Raw genomic sequence first — 14899 nt, forward strand, 5'->3', positions numbered from 1 at the left:
CTCAGTTCATTCTGGCGGGGGTGTTGTCTTTGGGGCGGGAAAAGTTTGGCTGGGCCTCGGGGCGCCTAGGCGCTGGGGGCAGAAAATTGGCCAGCGAAGGCCTGGGGCTGCGGAGTTGAGGTTGCCCTCACCCTAGCCCTCTCCCGGGGGGAGAGGGGACCAGGAGCGGAGTGGTAAAGAGTTTGGAGTAGGGCTGCCAGATGTGTGCTGCTGGCATTCCGCAAAGAGCAAAGGAGCTACAACAGCCCGGCTGCGCCGGGCTGTTGTGGCCATGGTGGTCCGCCGATGCCGCCGCTCCTACAAGGAGGCATGCCGTAGGAGCGGCCCATGGCCGCGATCAGCTGGATGTTGGGCTTCGTTAGGCTCAACCCAACCTATCGCAGCGTTACAAAAGCAAGAAAAAGCCCGGCAGATGCCGGGCTTTTTGCGTTCTGGCAGGGGCTCACGCAGGTTCGGGCAGGGCCAGGTCGCGTTTGGCGATGTATTTCCAGTCGGCTTCGTCGATGTAGATGCCGCCGGGGCCGCTGCCGCCTTCGAGGTCGATGGCGACCTGGGCGCTGACCTGGGGTTTGACGCTGGCCAGGATGGGCACGAAGCCCAGTTGCTGGCTGGTCTCGATCAGCGCCTGCTGGTTGCGTTCGTCGATGTCGGCGGCTTCGTCCAGGTAGTAGGGCAGGCGAATCTTGGCGGCCTGCTCCCGGTCCATCAGGTGCAGCAACAGGTACATGTTGGTGAGCGCCTTGATGGTCATGGTGGTGCCGTTGGAGGCGGCGCCGTCGATGTCGGTGTGCAGGATCGGCTGGCCCCCCTGCTTGGTGATCTCGAAGGCCAGTTCGAAGAGGTCCTTGAGGCCGAGCTGGTTGCCGTTGGCGGCCACCAGGCGTGCCAGGTATTCCTTGGCATCCTCGTTCTTCTGGTCCTGGCTGCTGTCTTGGGTGAGATCGAAGACCGACAGGGTTTCGCCTTCCTCATACTGACCGGCGCTGTGGATGATCTGGTCGATGTGCTTGAGCGCCTCCTTGTTCGGCGCCAGGACGATGCGGAAGCTCTCCAGATTGGAGACCTGCTTGCGATTGATCTCGCGATTGAACAGCTGCAGCTGGTGTTCGAGGTTGTCGTAGTCGCTACGGATGTTTCTCAGGGTCCGGGCGATGTCGGTGACGGCGGCGCGGCGGGCCTTGGCCAGGGTCAGGGCTTCGTCCTGGCGATGGGCGTAGGCGTTGACCAGCAGCTGCAGGCGGCGCTCGGGATCTTCCTCGTTGTCGAACTTGGCGACGCCCTTGAGGCGGACCTGGGCATAGAGCGCCTCGATCTGGGTGTCGGCGCGCTGCAGGGCCTGCCAGGTGTCCTGGTAGTCGTTGAGCAGCGGCAGCAGGTTTTCCAGGGAATCGTCGACCGCCTCCATGAAGGGCGTGCCCTGGGGCAGGTCGGTGGGCAGCAGCTGGCGGCGGCGCAGGGCGTCGGCCAGGGTGCGGTCCTTGGCTTCCAGGTCGGCCAGCTGGCGACCGATCAGCTGCAGCTTGGCGGAGAGTTGCTGGACGCGCTCGGTGAAGGCGTCGCCGGCGCGTCTCAGTTCGTCCTGGGCGGCTTCCAGCTGGGCCAGCTGTTCGAGCTTCTCGTTTTCCTCGGCACCGAGGGTCTGGCAGCGACGGAAGTCTTCCAGGGCCTTCTGGGCATCCAGGACCTGTTGGTAGAGGGCTTCGGCCTGGGCCTTGCTGGCCTGGCGGTCGAGACTGACACCCTGCTGCGCCTTGAGCTGCTTGAGTTCGCGCTCCAGGCGGTCCTTCTGGTCACGCAGGGCGGCGCGATCGGCGAGGGCCTGCAGGGTGGGTGGCTCGATGCCCGACAGGTCGAGGGACAGGCCCGGCAATTCGAGGCGATCGCCCTGGAAACGCGCCAGGATGCTTTCGAAGGTCTTTACCCAGTTGCCGTCTTCGCTCAGTTCGACGCCCTTGGGGCCGAGTGGCAGGCTGAACAGCTGGCCATTGAACAGCCGCATCAGGCGGTCGACGTCGGCCTGGCTGAATTCCTCGCGCAGGCGGGCGTAGCTGTTGTTGTCCGCGTGGTCGAGTTGCTGGCGAATAGCCTTGAGGCGCTGCTCCAGTTCGCGGACGCGCTGGTCGAGGTCTTCGCTGCTGAACTGGCGGGCCTGGGACAGGGCGCCGGCCAGTTCGTCGTGGGCGTCCTTGGCGGCCAGCAACTGGGCTTCCAGGGGCGCGGTGGAGTCCACCAGGGCGAAGCGGTGCTTGAGCTGCGCCAGCTCGGCGAGCCAGCGCTGCAGGCCGCTGATCTCGCGCTCGCGGCGCATCAGTTCGCTGGTGCCGTCGCGCTGGCTCTGCTGCAGACCGTCCTGTTCCTGGCGGTAGTGTTCGGTCTGGGCCAGGAGTTCGTCACGGCGGTCCAGGGCGTAGTGCTGCCAGGTGCCGAGCAGACTGTCGAGCAGCGGCGAGAGGCGATGCAGCTTGCCCCTCAGGCGGTCGCGTTGCTCGACGCCATTGGCCAGGGCTTCCACCAAGGGGCCGGCGGCGACCAGCGACTGGTAGTCCTGCTCCATGCGGCGCACGTCGCGGAAGGCTTCCTCGCAGGCGGCGATGTAGTCGACGCTGCCGGATCTCAGGCTGTGCTCGAAGGCATCGAGAAACAGCTGCTTGAGCTTGGCCGCGGTGATCTCACGCATGTGCAGCAGGTTGATGAACAGGGCGCGGAAGGTCTTGAGACTCTGTTCGCTGGTGGATCGCAGCGGGATCAGGGTCAGGTCCAGCGGGATGCTGGTATGGCCGCCAACCAGCAGGCGACGCAATTCCTCGGGTTTGACCTCATAGGCCTTGAGGCCGGCGCGCTCCAGACTGGCGAAGAGTTCGCGCTGGCGCAGGCAGGCGCCGTCGCGCTGGTAGTGGGCCAGGTCCAGTTCGCCGGCATAGGCGAAGAACTGGTGGCCGAAGCCGCCCCCCGGGCCACGACCGGCCACGCCGATGACGTGGGGGCCGTGGGCCAGGCGCAATTCGATGAGGATGTAGCTGGTGTCGGTGGCGAAGTAGAACTTGCGCGACTGCTCGTTGCTGTACTTGCCGAAGCTCATGTCGGAGAGCCGCGCCAGGATGGGGAATTGCAGGGCGTTGATCGAGGCGCTCTTGCCCAGGTTGTTGGCGCCGTAGACCGACAGCGGCTGTTCCAGCGGGAAGAGGCCGAGGCTGTAGCCGGCGGTGTTGAGCAGGGCGAAGCGGCTGATGCCGTAGCGGATCATAGGTCGAACTCCCGTTCTGCGGCGATGGCGCGGGCCAGGGCGGCCTCTTCGTCATCCTCGTCGGCGCCTTCCTGCTCGCTACCGTCTTCGTCGCTGGCGAGGGTCGGGGCCGGCAGCGGCAGGTCGCTGGCATGCAGGCCGGCGGCCAGGTCGCGATCCTGCTGCACGGTCAGGCAGACATCGAGGAAGCGGTGCATGGGCGGCAGGAAGCGGTAGGTACCGTTGCTGTCCAGGGCGAAGCCGAGCTGGGTCAGGCGGCGCAGGATCTTTTCCTCCAGCTCCTCCTGGGTGGTGACCTCGGCCTGCAGGAAGAGGTCGCGGTACTTGTCCAGCAGCGCCGGCAACTCGTGCCGGCCCAGGGTGCCGCCGTCGAGCACGGCCAGGGGGTCGCGGCCCTGGTCGGCCAGGTGCTCGACCAGGATGAAGGTGAACAGCGCCAGGCGCTGGGCGGTCTTGTTGACCTGGGCGCCCATCTGCTCGGGCACGAAGTAGTAGAAGCCGCGCGGATCGCAGACCAGTTCGAAGCCGAGGGCGCGGAACAGGGCGCGGTACTGGTCCTGCTGCTGGCTGAGCTGGGCGTAGCTCTCGGGCTCGCTGCGGGACAGGTGATAGCCCTTGAACAGCTCGCGGAAGATGGGTGCGAGCTGGGTCATTTCGTTGAGATCAAGTTGCATGGGCGTCGCTCGCGAGGGATCGGGCGGTCAGGGCGTAGGAGCACAGGCTGACGCGGTGTTCGAGGGTGTCGTAGTGGCGGCGATCCAGGCGCTGGCGCTGGAAGCGCGTATCGCGGGACAGGCGCGAGAACCAGTAGAGCAACTCGTCGGTGTCGCCGGCCGGCTCCTGTTCCAGCAGCCAGGCCATGAGATCCGGCAGCGGCAGGGCGTCCTGGCAGAGATCGAGCATCTCGCGGGCGGTACGGGGCGCGGCCGGGCGTTCGCTGTCCCGCGGGCGACCGCTCTGGCTGGGAAAGCGCGCCGGTTTGGGCTCGAAGCGCGCCAGGGCGTAGACATAGCTTTCCACCTGGGCGGTGGTGCCGAGAAAGACGCTCTGCGGCCGGCTGAACAGGGGCAGGGCGGCCTGGGGCACGGCGTCGAGGCCCTTGCGGCGGATGGTGGCCAGGGCCAGGGCGGCGCCGCGGGTCACGGCATTGTGCCGACGCGCTTCCTCGCGCAGCGGCAGCAGCAATTCGCGGGCACGTCTGAGCGCCAGCTGGGCGGCGTTGTGCATCTCCAGGATGCGCGCCTGGGTGCGCAGCAGCAGGTCATCGTCGACCAGCTGGCCGAGGCGCTGCTGTTCGCCCAGCAGGTGCAGGAGCACCTGCTCGACGCGGTGGACGCCGCGCTCGAATGCGCCGTCGGCGGCCACCAGCTGGATCATCGGCTCGACGTATTCGTCCCAGGTGGCCAGTACCTCGGCATAGCGCTGGCGCAGGGGGATCTGGCGATCGCTGGTCTTGGCCCGCTCGGCGACGCCCTCCAGGGCATGGCCGTCGTTGGCCAGCTTCTTGAGGACATCGCGCACGCGCATGTCCAGCAGGCGCAGCTGGCGGACGAGGTCGGGGCCGTCGCGGTTGTCGAAGGCTTCGCGGATGTGGCCGGCAAGGCGCTCCAGGTGGCGCAGGTAGGCTTCGATCTCCAGGCACAGGCCCAGGCGGTGTTCGCGCCTGAGATAGCCGAGGAAGTCGTGGATCTGGCCATTGAGTTCGAAGCGATTGGGGCTCTTGGCCACCGGCACCAGGATGTCCAGGCGGATCCAGGTGTCGAGCAGGGCGGTGAGGTCGGCCGGCGTGCGCTCAGGCAGCTGTTCGGCCAGGCGGGCACGCAACTCGGCCAGGCCCAGGGTGCCGCTGTCGAAGTGGGCGCACAGGGGGTCGATGAGGTGCCAGTGTTCGGCGAGGGTACGCAGGACGCGTTTGGGGTCGATCATGGCGGGGACCGCACCAGACAAAAGCGCCATTGTACTCCAGACGCCAGAGCCTTCGATGTGACCGCGGTGGGACCGATGGGCAGGGCGGCCTTTCGATCCGCGGCGATCCGCGCGACAATGCCGCCCCGCATAATCCTGCCGCGTGTCCGAAGGATCCGCCCATGTCCGACCCCGCCCCCTCCATCAGCCCCTCGCTTGCCGCCGAGGCGCGTCGTCGCGCCTATCTGCAGGCGTTGCAGCTGGATGTCTGGGTGCCGCGCACGGTGTTGCCCTTCGCCGCGCCTTCGCGGCCGGAAGCCCTGTGGGTCGAGGAGCCGGAAGAGGCGCCCGTCGCCGCCCGGGTGGTCCGCCCGGAGCCGGTGGCCAAGGCCGTGCCGGTCGCTGCGGCAGTCGAGGCACCGGCGGCGAATCGGCCGCGTATCGAGATCCCGCGACCCGCGGCGCTGAAGCCCGTTGCTACTCCGGTGGCCGAGCCGGAACCGGAGCGGGTGCCGCCGCCGCCACGGGAGCCAGCGCCGCGCTTTGCCCTGCAGCTGCTCCAGGCCGGGCGTTGCCTGCTGCTGCTGGAGTTGCCCACCGGCGACACCCTGGGTTCGCGCGATCCGGCCTATCTGCTGCTGCGGGATCTGCTGCGCGCTGCCGGCCTGCCGGACACGCCGCGGATCGTCAGCGAAGAGCCCATTCGCTGGCCGCTGCTCAACAGCGGTCAACTCGACCAGGGCCCGGCGGCGGCGGCCGAATTCGTGCAGAGCTTCGTCTCGGGGCACCAGGAGCGCCTGGGCGAAGGCCTGGGCCTCTGGCTGATCGGTGTGGCCGCACGGCGCTGCAGCGGCGTCGCGGATGCGCAGCTCACGGGAGTGGAGCAGGACACCGCCCTGGGACCGGCCTGGCTGGTGCCGGGACTGGATATCTTGATGGAAGAGCCGGCCGCCAAGGCCGCGCTCTGGCAAGCCATGCGCCCGTTGCGGCGCCGCTGGATGGAACAGCAATGAACGATGCGGTGAGCTTTCGGCGGATGACCGAAGCCGATCTGAACACGGTATTGAAGATCGAATATCAGGCCTTCAGCCACCCCTGGACCCGCGGCATCTTCAGCGATGCGCTCAAGTCCTACGACTGCTGGGTGATGACGGCCGGCGAGCAGCAGGTGGGGCACGGGGTGATCAACGTCATCCTCGACGAGGCCCATCTGCTCAACATCACCATCAAGCCGGAAAGCCAGGGGCGTGGTCTCGGTCTGCGGCTGTTGGAACACCTCCTGCAGGAAGCACGCAAGGCCAAGGCCAACGAGTGCTTTCTGGAGGTGCGCGCCAGCAACCAGGCGGCCTACCGACTGTATGAACGCTATGGCTTCAACGAGATCGGCCGCCGGCGGGACTATTATCCCGCGGTCGGCGGCCGGGAAGATGCGCTGGTGATGGCCTGTACGCTGCTCGACTAGGCCTTCAGCGGTTTCAGTGATCGGCGCGCTTTTCGTCCAGGTCCAGGCTGGTGTCCCCGGCGAGGTCTTCGTCGTTCGCATCCAGATCGGCGTAGCGGGCGTCTCTCTGGGTCTCGGCTTCGTTGGGTTCGTCGGCTTCGCCGTCCCAGGCCTGGCCGTCCAGGGGATGACTGCGACCGAGTTCGGCTTCGTCCTGGCCGGAGCCGCCGCCGATGTCGCTGTCCTCGACCACGCTCAGCTCCTTGTCGTTGGGCCAGGCATCGCCGTAGTCGGTCGGCGAGCGGGCACCCGTCTCGTCCAGCAGGGTCTCCGGACTGGCGTCGTCCATGGTCGGTTGATGATCCAGGGTCTCGCCACCGGTCATACCGGCCTGGCGCACGCGCTCTTCGGGAAACTGGCCTTCGTAGTCGCGTTCATCCATCTCGTCGCCGGCACGGCCCTGACGCTCGTCCTTGCGATCGCTGAAGTCGAGTTCGCGCATGTCGCCCATGCGGTCCTGGATGTCGTCGATCTCTTCGGGGGTCTTGGTGATATCGGGCTTGTTCATGGTTGTCTCCAAAGGCAGGGCTGCTAGAGCATCTCCCTGAATCCGACTACGAGCCGGCAAGGGGAATTCCTCGGCACTGCCGGAAGGTGTGAACGAACCATACGGTGACCCGGCAGTCGTACCTTCCATGATCGACCTCGACAGCCTCACCTCATCGGGCCAGCCGCTGGCCTTCTTCTTCGATCTGGATGGCACCCTGGCAGAACTGCAGCCACGTCCGGAACAGGTTTTCATTCCCGCCGAAACTCTCGCTGCGCTCGAGCAGCTGGCGCGCCACCATGGCGTCGCCGTGGTCTCCGGGCGACCGCTGGCGGAGATCGACGGATTCACCAGGCCGCTGCAACTGCCGGCGGCTGGCGTACACGGCGCCGAATGGCGCGATCCCCAAGGCGAGATCCATCGGGTGACCCTGGACGCCGCGGTGCTGGCGCAGGTCGGCGCCCGCCTGGAAGCGGCCCTGGCCGACCATCCGGACCTGCTGCTGGAGCGCAAGAGCGTGGCCTTCGCCCTGCACTATCGCCAGGCGCCGGACAAGGAAGCCCTAGTGCGCGAACTGGCCGAAGGCATCGCCGCCGACCATCCCGAATTCAAGTTGCAACCGGGCAAGTGCGTCTTCGAACTCAAGCCCGCTGCGGCGAGCAAGGGCGAGGCCATCGCCCGTTTTCTCGAACTGGAACCCTTTGCCGGCTGCCTGCCGGTGTTTCTCGGCGACGATCGTACCGATGAAGAGGGGTTCACTGTCGTCAATGCGCGAGGCGGTCTGACCGTCAAGGTAGGAGAGGGGGAGACGGTCGCCAAGACCCGCCTGCCTTCGGTGGAAGCGGTAGCCCTCTGGCTGCAGCAGCTGAGCCGTGACCTCGCGCCACATTATAAGCAAGGAGATTAGGATGAGCCGTTTAGTGGTGGTATCGAATCGGGTGGCCCCGATCGAAGAAGGCAAGGCGACCGCGGGTGGTCTGGCAGTGGGCGTACTGGATGCCCTGCGCAAGTCGGGCGGCATCTGGTTCGGCTGGAACGGCGAGACGGTCAAGGAAAACGGGCCGGCCAAGACCCAGACCAAGGACAACATCGACTACGTGACCTTTGGCCTGACCAAGCGCGACTACGACCACTACTACCGCGGTTTCTCCAACGCCACCCTCTGGCCGATCTTCCACTACCGGATCGATCTGGCGCGCTACAACCGTGAAGAGTACGACGGCTATCGGCGCGTCAACATGGCCATGGCCGAACGCCTGAAGCCCCTGCTCAAGCCCGATGACATCATCTGGGTGCACGACTATCACCTGATTCCCTTCGCCGAAGCCTGCCGCATGCTGGGCATCCGCAACCGCATCGGCTTCTTCCTGCACATTCCCTTTCCGGCGCCGGAGATCCTCACCGCGATCCCGCCGCACAACGAATTGCTCAAGACCCTGTGCTTCTATGACCTGATCGGCTTCCAGACCGACACCGACCAGCTGGCCTTCCAGGACTACATCACCCGCGAGGTACGCGGCGTGCTGGAGAAAGACGGCAGCTTGACTGCCTACGGACATAACTTCCGCGTGGGCGTCTATCCCATCGGCGTGATGCCGGACGTCATCCAGAAGCAGGCCGAGTCCTATCGCACGCGGCGCCAGTTCATCTCGCGCAGCATCGAGGGCGTGCCCTACAAGACCATCGTCAGCGTCGACCGACTCGACTACTCGAAGGGCCTGGTGGAGCGCTTCCAGGCGTTCGAGAAGCTGCTGGAGCATTTCCCCGAGCATCACCGGGCGGTGCAGTTCGTGCAGATCGCGCCTTCGTCGCGGGCGGACGTGGTCTCCTATCAGAATATCCGCCGTCAGCTGGAGAGCCATGCCGGCCATATCAACGGGCATTTCTCCGAGCTGGACTGGACGCCGATCCGCTACCTGAACAAGAGCTATGACCGGCGCACGGTGATGGGGCTGTTCCGCTCCTCCGACGTGGGTCTGGTGACGCCGCTGCGCGATGGCATGAACCTGGTGGCCAAGGAGTACGTGGCGGCCCAGGACCCGGAAAATCCGGGCGTGCTGGTGCTGTCGCGCTTCGCCGGAGCGGCGCGCGAACTCAACTCCGCGCTGATCGTGAATCCCTATGACCATGTCGGCATGGCCGAGGCGCTGGACCGGGCGCTGCGCATGCCGCTGGAAGAGCGCAAGTCGCGCTATGAGGACATGATGCGGGTGATCCGCCAGGCCGACCTGGCCTCCTGGCGCGACAACTTCCTGCGCGACCTGCGGGCCTTCAGCTCCAAGGCGCTGGTGCAGTCCATCGACACCCAGGACGCAGCGGCTGTGGAAGAGGTGGAGAGCAAGCAGAAGGTCGCGCTGTAAGCTGCTTGCGCGGTGATCGAGCCCGGCCTAGGCCGGGCTTTTTCATGGGCGGGGCTGAGGTTGGCGTGAAGGGGGCCCTCACCCTAGCCCTCTCCCGGGGGGAGAGGGGACGAAGAGCGGTGCTGCCTGTGGCTTGGGTCTGCTTCTGCAGGACTTATCCGTGGGGCGGGCAGGCTGTTCAGGAGAGGGAGCGGCGGTGCCCTCACCCTGGCCCTCTCCCGGAGGGAGAGGGGACTAAGAGCGGTGCCACGGTGGACTTTTTCGTGGGCAATAAAAAAGGGCCAGCTTACGCTGACCCTTGAAAATAGGTGGTGGCTACGCAGGGACTTGAACCCCGGACCCCAGCATTATGAATGCTATGCTCTAACCAGCTGAGCTACGTAGCCATCCGAGGCGCGCATTATTGGCAAGGCGCCGGTGGCTGTCAAGCCTTCTGCTCAAGAAATTTCTGTTTGTCGATCAAGCGTTTGCGCAGCCCTGTCGGGACCTGGCCGGCTGCTGCGTCCGGCCGCTCCAGGCTAGTCGTCCTCGTCCAGCGGCAGCTGGATCTCGTCCATCTTCAGCTCCAGGCGATAGCCCAGGGCCAGGAACAGCGCCTGGCACAGGCAGAGGGTGGCGCTCAGGGAGCGGAAGGCGAAGGCGCTGCCCTCGTTGACCAGCAGCAGCGAATCGGCGCGCTTGGCCAGGGGCGAGAGGTTGCTGTCGGTGATGATCAGCGTCTTGGCCTTGTGGTGCTGGGCGATGCGCACGCACTGCTGACTTTCCTTGCCATAGGGGCTGAAGCTGATGGCGATCAGCAGGTCGCCCTGGGCGATGCTGCGCATCTGCTCGCGATAGCCGCCGCCCAGGCCGGTGATGAGGTGGATGCGCTTGTTGGTGTGCTGCAGGTTGTAGACCAGGTAGTCGGCCACGGCGAAGGAGCGGCGCACCCCCACCACATAGATGTTCTCGGCGTTCACCAGCAGGTCGACGGCCTTGTCGAAGGCGGCGTCGTCCAGTTCCTCGGCCAGTCGATCCAGACCCGAGCGGGTGGCGTTGATGCATTCGCGGGCCAGATCGCCGCTGCTGGCGCGCTGGCTCTTGTTGGCGATCATGCTGCGGATGCGCTGCTGGTAGTTCTGCACCGGCGTGGTCTTGTGGGTGTAGGCCTCGCGAAACAGCGCCTGCATCTCGCTGAAGCCCTTGAAGCCGAAGCGCTGGGAGAAGCGCACGATGGCCGAGGGGTGCACCTCGCACTGCCCGGCGATATCGCTGATGCGATCCACCATGACCCTGTCGCTCTGCTGGCTGACATAGGCGGCCACCCGTTTCAGCTGGCGCGGCAGGGCCTCGTAGTCACGGGCGATGCAGGCCAGCAACTGCTCGACGTTGCCGGGCGGATCGGCCAGCGGCGCGCTGCTGAGGGGGTCGTCGGCCGGGGAGTCGGAGGACATGGGCTATCTCACGGTAGGGATTCTTGTGCCGGCAACTTAACCCATTCGCCGGGCGGCGTCGAAGAGGGGCGGCAGGAGCAGTGTACGCCAGTTATGGAAATTAAATTCCATAAAATCTCATGTGGAAAATTTGTTGATTTGTCCGCGGCGTCGTTCTAGCCTGAGCTCACTCACACGTTCGGCCCCTCGGGTCCGCGCGGTTGGCCGATAACAATAAGCAGGAGCCACCCATGGGTGATCATTTCTTCGCCAGCGGGCGCCAGTTGGATGTCATCTGCCTGGGGCGACTGGGCGTCGACCTCTATGCGCAGCAGATCGGGGCGCCGCTGGAAGACGTCAGCAGCTTCGCCAAGTACCTGGGGGGATCTTCCGCCAATATCGCCTTCGGCACCGCGCGCCTGGGATTGAAGTCGGCGATGCTGACCCGGGTCGGCGACGACCACATGGGGCGCTTCCTGACCCGGACGCTGGCGCAGGAAGGCTGCGACATCCGCGGCATCCAGGTGGATCGCGAGCGCCTTACCGCCCTGGTGCTGTTGGGCATCAAGGACCGCGAGACCTTTCCCCTGGTGTTCTATCGCGAGAATTGCGCCGACATGGCGCTGGGCGCGGACGACATCGACGAGGCCTTCATCGCCAGCGCCAAGGCGCTGTTGATCACCGGTACCCACTTCTCCACCGAGGGGGTGTTCCAGGCCAGCAGCCGGGCCCTGGACTATGCCGAACGCAATGGCGTGAAGCGGGTGCTGGACATCGATTACCGTCCGGTGCTCTGGGGGCTGACCGGCAAGGCCGATGGCGAGACCCGCTTCATCGCCAGCGCCGAGGTCAGCGCCCATGTGCAGCGCATCCTGCCGCGCTTCGACCTGGTGGTGGGCACCGAGGAGGAATTCCAGATCGCCGGGGGCAGCGAAGACCTGCTCACCGCGCTGCGCCGGGTGCGCGAGGTGACCGCGGCGACCCTGGTGGTCAAGCTCGGCGCCCAGGGCTGCACGGTGCTCCACGGCGCCATCCCGGCGCGTCTCGAGGACGGCGAGATCCATCGCGGCATCCGTGTCGAGGTGCTCAATGTGCTGGGCGCGGGCGATGCCTTCATGTCCGGCTTCCTGCGCGGCTGGCTGACCGGCGGCGACGATGCCGAATGCTGCCGGCTGGCCAATGCCTGCGGCGGACTGGTGGTGTCGCGCCATGGCTGCGCCCCGGCCATGCCGACCCTGGCCGAACTGGACTACCTCCACCACAGTCCGGTGCCCATCACCCGGCCCGACCTCGATCCCGTGCTCACCCGGCTGCACCGGGTCAGCGTCCGTCGCCGCGCCTGGCAACAGCTGTTCATCTTCGCCTTCGATCACCGCTACCAGCTGGTGGAAAGCGCCCAGCAGGTGGGCGCCGATCCGGCGCGGATTCCGGCGCTCAAGCAATTGTTCGTCCAGGCCATTGCCGAGGTCGAGCAGGCGCTGGCGGGTCAAGGCGTGGCGGCGGATGTCGGGCTGCTGGCCGACGAGCGCTTCGGCCAGGACGCCCTGAATGCCGCCAGCGGCCGTGGCTGGTGGATCGCCCGGCCGGTGGAGCTGCAGAATTCGCGACCCCTGGCCTTCGAGCATGGTCGCTCGGTGGGCAGCACCCTGCTGAGCTGGCCGAACGAGCAGATCATCAAGTGCCTGGTGCAATTCCACCCCGATGACGAGCCGCTGCTGCGCCTGGAGCAGGAGGCCCAGCTGAAGGGGCTGTACCAGGCGGCCCAGGCCAGCGGTCATGAACTCCTGCTGGAGGTCATCCCGCCGAAGAACCATGCGTCCAGCCGGCCGGACGTGCTCTATCGCGCCATCAAGCGGCTGTACAATCTGGGCATCTATCCCGAGTGGTGGAAGATCGAGGCGCAGCCGGCCGCCGTCTGGAGGCAACTCGACCAGTTGATCGCCGAGCGCGATCCCCATTGCCAGGGCGTGGTGCTGCTGGGCCTCAACGCCCCGGCCGAGGAGCTGGCCGAAGGCTTTCGGCAGGCCAGTGCCAGCCAGCGCTGCCAGGGCTTCGCCGTGGGCCGGACCATCTTCGCCCAGCCGAGTCGGGCCTGGCTGGCCGGCGAGATCGACGACTGCGCGCTGATCGCGCAGATCCGCAGCAACTTCGAATTCCTGATCCAGGCCTGGCGCGACGCCCGCGCCTGATCGCCTCCTGACGAGCAAGGCTGACATGACCGCACAACAACAACTCAAGATCGGCATCAACCCCATCTCCTGGGCCAACGACGACCTGCCGGCCCTGGGCGGCGACACCCCGCTGGAAACCATCCTGCGCGAGGGCAAGGAAATCGGCTTCCAGGGCTTCGAGCTGGGTGGCAAGTTTCCCAGCGAGCCCAAGGCGCTGGGCGAGGTGCTCGGCGAGCATGACCTGGAGCTGGTGTCCGGCTGGTATTCCAGCGGCCTGGCGCACCGTGACGTCGAGGCCGAGATCGAGGCGATCCGTCCCCATTGCCGGCTGCTGGCCGAGAACGGCGCCAGGGTGCTGGTCTATGGCGAGGTGGCCGGCTCAATCCAGGGGCAGCGGATTCCCCTGGTCGAGCGGCCGCGCTTCCACAGCGACGCCGCCTGGCAGGCCTATGCCGAGAAGCTCGATCGGCTGGCCGCCTTCACCCTGAGCCAGGGCTTGCGCCTGGCCTATCACCACCACATGGGCGCCTATGTGGAAGCGCCCGAGGACATCGCCCGGCTGATGGCGCTGACCTCTCCGGACGTCGGCCTGCTGTTCGATGCCGGTCACTGCTACATGGGCGGTGGCGATCCCCTGAGCGTGCTGCAGCAACATATCGACCGGGTCTGCCATGTGCACTTCAAGGACGTGCGCAAGGCCGTGGTGCAGCTGGCGCGCAACAACCAGTGGAGCTTTCCGGATTGCATCCTCAACGGCACCTTCACCGTGCCGGGGGATGGCGACATCGACTTCTCGGCGCTGCTCAAGGTGCTAGTGGCCGCCGGCTACCAGGGCTGGCTGGTGGTGGAAGCCGAGCAGGACCCGGCCGTGGCGCCGGCCTACGAATACGCCAAGAAGGGCTACGACCATCTGCGCCAGCTGGTGGCGCAGGCCACTGCCTGAGGAGAACTGTGATGAATCTGCTCGTCAAAGCCGACCGGAGCGCCCGCGACATCGTCAGTGTCCCGGCCGGTGCCCTGGATTATGTCGGCTTCGCCGCCCATCGCCTGCAAGCGGGCGAGTCCCTGCCGGTGCTGGCGGGTGACCTGGAGGTCTGCATCGTGCTGCTCAGCGGCGGCGCCAGTATCGAAGGCGGGCATCCGCAACTGGGCGACTTCGCCTGGCGCGGGCTGGCCGGGCGCCAGAGCGTCTTCGAGGACGTCTCGCCCTATGCCGCCTACCTGCCGCCTGGTAGCGAGGCGCGGGTGACCGCCGACAGCATCGCCGAAATCGCCGTCTGCACCTCGCCGGGCAATCCGGTGGTGGCAGACCGGCTGCCGCCGCGGCTGATCGAGCCGGCGAGCATGCAGCGATCCACCCGCGGCAAGGGCGCCAATACCCGTTATGTCTGCGACATCCTGCCGGACACGGCGGCCGCCCATTCGCTGCTGGTGGTGGAGGTGCGCACCCCGTCCGGGCATTCCTCCAGCTATCCGCCCCATCGCCACGACCGCGACAACCTGCCGGCAGAGAGTCTGCTGGAGGAGTCCTACTACCACCGCATCGATCCGGGACAGGGCTTCGTCTTCCAGCGCGTCTACACCGACGAGCGCGATCTGGACCAGGCCATGGCGGTGGAGGACCACGACGTGGTGCTGGTGCCGCGCGGCTATCACCCGGTCAGCGTGCCCTATGGCTACGAGTCCTATTACCTCAACGTGATGGCCGGCCCCAAGCGGGTCTGGAAATTCCACAACGATCCGCAGCACGAGTGGCTGCTGACGCGCTAATCCCTTTCGCACGCGCCGCAGCGGCGACCCCCAGGCCACCAGGAGCCAG

12 protein-coding genes and 1 tRNA gene are annotated in these 14899 nt (G+C 66.4%); 7 read left to right on the plus strand and 6 right to left on the minus strand.

The window, feature by feature from the left end:
* Positions 1 to 442 precede the first annotated feature (442 nt).
* From mksF to mksB, 3 genes are read right to left on the minus strand one after another with little or no spacing between them, the layout of a single operon-like run.
* Positions 443 to 3244, minus strand: coding sequence for an Mks condensin complex protein MksF (mksF, locus tag PSK12I2_RS0115765; RefSeq protein ID WP_027599128.1), 2802 nt, complete (start codon positions 3242 to 3244; stop codon positions 443 to 445).
* Positions 3241 to 3918 carry an Mks condensin complex protein MksE gene (mksE, locus tag PSK12I2_RS0115770; protein ID WP_007161498.1) on the minus strand — a complete coding sequence of 226 codons (678 nt, stop codon included), beginning with the start codon at positions 3916 to 3918 and terminating at the stop codon, positions 3241 to 3243. Before mksE ends, mksF begins: the two co-directional genes overlap by 4 nt.
* Positions 3908 to 5170: an Mks condensin complex protein MksB gene (gene mksB, locus PSK12I2_RS0115775; protein WP_027599129.1), complete on the minus strand. Its 1263-nt coding sequence runs from the start codon at positions 5168 to 5170 to the stop codon at positions 3908 to 3910. Before mksB ends, mksE begins: the two co-directional genes overlap by 11 nt.
* Positions 5171 to 5331: 161 nt before the next feature.
* Here mksB and PSK12I2_RS0115780 point away from each other — a divergent pair, with 161 nt between their 5' ends.
* Positions 5332 to 6162, plus strand: a complete 831-nt coding sequence (locus tag PSK12I2_RS0115780; RefSeq protein WP_037007779.1) for a hypothetical protein — start codon at positions 5332 to 5334, stop codon at positions 6160 to 6162.
* The gene (gene rimI, locus PSK12I2_RS0115785) at positions 6159 to 6611 is read left to right on the plus strand and encodes a ribosomal protein S18-alanine N-acetyltransferase (protein ID WP_007161501.1); all 453 of its coding nucleotides are present in this window, start codon (positions 6159 to 6161) and stop codon (positions 6609 to 6611) included. The genes PSK12I2_RS0115780 and rimI overlap by 4 nt, the downstream gene beginning before the upstream one ends.
* A gap of 13 nt (positions 6612 to 6624) precedes the next feature.
* Here rimI and PSK12I2_RS0115790 read toward each other — a convergent pair whose 3' ends face one another.
* On the minus strand, positions 6625 to 7158 hold the full coding sequence (locus PSK12I2_RS0115790) for a hypothetical protein (RefSeq protein WP_027599131.1): 534 nt from the start codon (positions 7156 to 7158) through the stop codon (positions 6625 to 6627).
* Positions 7159 to 7285: 127 nt separating this feature from the next.
* On the opposite strand from PSK12I2_RS0115790, the gene otsB reads away from it, so the two are divergent.
* Both otsB and otsA read left to right on the plus strand, forming a co-directional pair.
* Complete coding sequence (gene otsB, locus PSK12I2_RS0115795) at positions 7286 to 8044, plus strand: trehalose-phosphatase (protein WP_027599132.1); 759 nt, start codon at positions 7286 to 7288, stop codon at positions 8042 to 8044.
* A gap of 1 nt (position 8045) precedes the next feature.
* Entirely contained in the window at positions 8046 to 9497 is a 1452-nt protein-coding gene (otsA, locus tag PSK12I2_RS0115800; RefSeq protein ID WP_027599133.1) for an alpha,alpha-trehalose-phosphate synthase (UDP-forming), read from the plus strand.
* A 309-nt stretch (positions 9498 to 9806) separates the two neighbouring features.
* Here otsA and PSK12I2_RS0115805 read toward each other — a convergent pair.
* A tRNA-Met gene (locus tag PSK12I2_RS0115805) sits at positions 9807 to 9883 on the minus strand.
* Between the two features lie 132 nt (positions 9884 to 10015).
* Complete coding sequence (locus tag PSK12I2_RS0115810; protein WP_027599134.1) at positions 10016 to 10930, minus strand: MurR/RpiR family transcriptional regulator; 915 nt, start codon at positions 10928 to 10930, stop codon at positions 10016 to 10018.
* Positions 10931 to 11160: 230 nt separating this feature from the next.
* On the opposite strand from PSK12I2_RS0115810, the gene iolC reads away from it, so the two are divergent.
* Genes iolC through iolB form a run of 3 tightly spaced genes read left to right on the plus strand, consistent with a single transcriptional unit; the run spans position 11161 to position 14850 of the window.
* A complete protein-coding gene (iolC, locus tag PSK12I2_RS0115815; protein WP_027599135.1) occupies positions 11161 to 13098 on the plus strand; it encodes a 5-dehydro-2-deoxygluconokinase in 1938 nt (645 codons plus the stop codon).
* Between the two features lie 25 nt (positions 13099 to 13123).
* The gene (gene iolE, locus PSK12I2_RS0115820; RefSeq protein WP_027599136.1) at positions 13124 to 14023 is read left to right on the plus strand and encodes a myo-inosose-2 dehydratase; all 900 of its coding nucleotides are present in this window, start codon (positions 13124 to 13126) and stop codon (positions 14021 to 14023) included.
* An 11-nt stretch (positions 14024 to 14034) separates the two neighbouring features.
* The gene (gene iolB / locus PSK12I2_RS0115825; RefSeq protein WP_027599137.1) at positions 14035 to 14850 is read left to right on the plus strand and encodes a 5-deoxy-glucuronate isomerase; all 816 of its coding nucleotides are present in this window, start codon (positions 14035 to 14037) and stop codon (positions 14848 to 14850) included.
* Positions 14851 to 14899: the final 49 nt, after the last annotated feature.

The sequence above is a fragment of the Pseudomonas sp. MOIL14HWK12:I2 genome (genome assembly GCF_000510745.1).
GTDB classification, from domain to species: domain Bacteria; phylum Pseudomonadota; class Gammaproteobacteria; order Pseudomonadales; family Pseudomonadaceae; genus Chryseomonas; species Chryseomonas oryzihabitans.

What these genes read in the sequence shown, in the direction of transcription:
- otsA (WP_027599133.1), top strand. Translation starts at nt 8,046, where the DNA reads ATGAGCCGTTTAGTGGTGGTATCGAATCGGGTGGCCCCGATCGAAGAA.
- iolB (WP_027599137.1), top strand. Translation starts at nt 14,035, where the DNA reads ATGAATCTGCTCGTCAAAGCCGACCGGAGCGCCCGCGACATCGTCAGT.
- PSK12I2_RS0115810 (WP_027599134.1), bottom strand. Translation starts at nt 10,930, where the DNA reads ATGTCCTCCGACTCCCCGGCCGACGACCCCCTCAGCAGCGCGCCGCTG.
- PSK12I2_RS0115780 (WP_037007779.1), top strand. Translation starts at nt 5,332, where the DNA reads ATGTCCGACCCCGCCCCCTCCATCAGCCCCTCGCTTGCCGCCGAGGCG.
- otsB (WP_027599132.1), top strand. Translation starts at nt 7,286, where the DNA reads ATGATCGACCTCGACAGCCTCACCTCATCGGGCCAGCCGCTGGCCTTC.
- mksF (WP_027599128.1), bottom strand. Translation starts at nt 3,244, where the DNA reads ATGATCCGCTACGGCATCAGCCGCTTCGCCCTGCTCAACACCGCCGGC.
- mksE (WP_007161498.1), bottom strand. Translation starts at nt 3,918, where the DNA reads ATGCAACTTGATCTCAACGAAATGACCCAGCTCGCACCCATCTTCCGC.
- iolC (WP_027599135.1), top strand. Translation starts at nt 11,161, where the DNA reads ATGGGTGATCATTTCTTCGCCAGCGGGCGCCAGTTGGATGTCATCTGC.
- rimI (WP_007161501.1), top strand. Translation starts at nt 6,159, where the DNA reads ATGAACGATGCGGTGAGCTTTCGGCGGATGACCGAAGCCGATCTGAAC.
- iolE (WP_027599136.1), top strand. Translation starts at nt 13,124, where the DNA reads ATGACCGCACAACAACAACTCAAGATCGGCATCAACCCCATCTCCTGG.
- mksB (WP_027599129.1), bottom strand. Translation starts at nt 5,170, where the DNA reads ATGATCGACCCCAAACGCGTCCTGCGTACCCTCGCCGAACACTGGCAC.
- PSK12I2_RS0115790 (WP_027599131.1), bottom strand. Translation starts at nt 7,158, where the DNA reads ATGAACAAGCCCGATATCACCAAGACCCCCGAAGAGATCGACGACATC.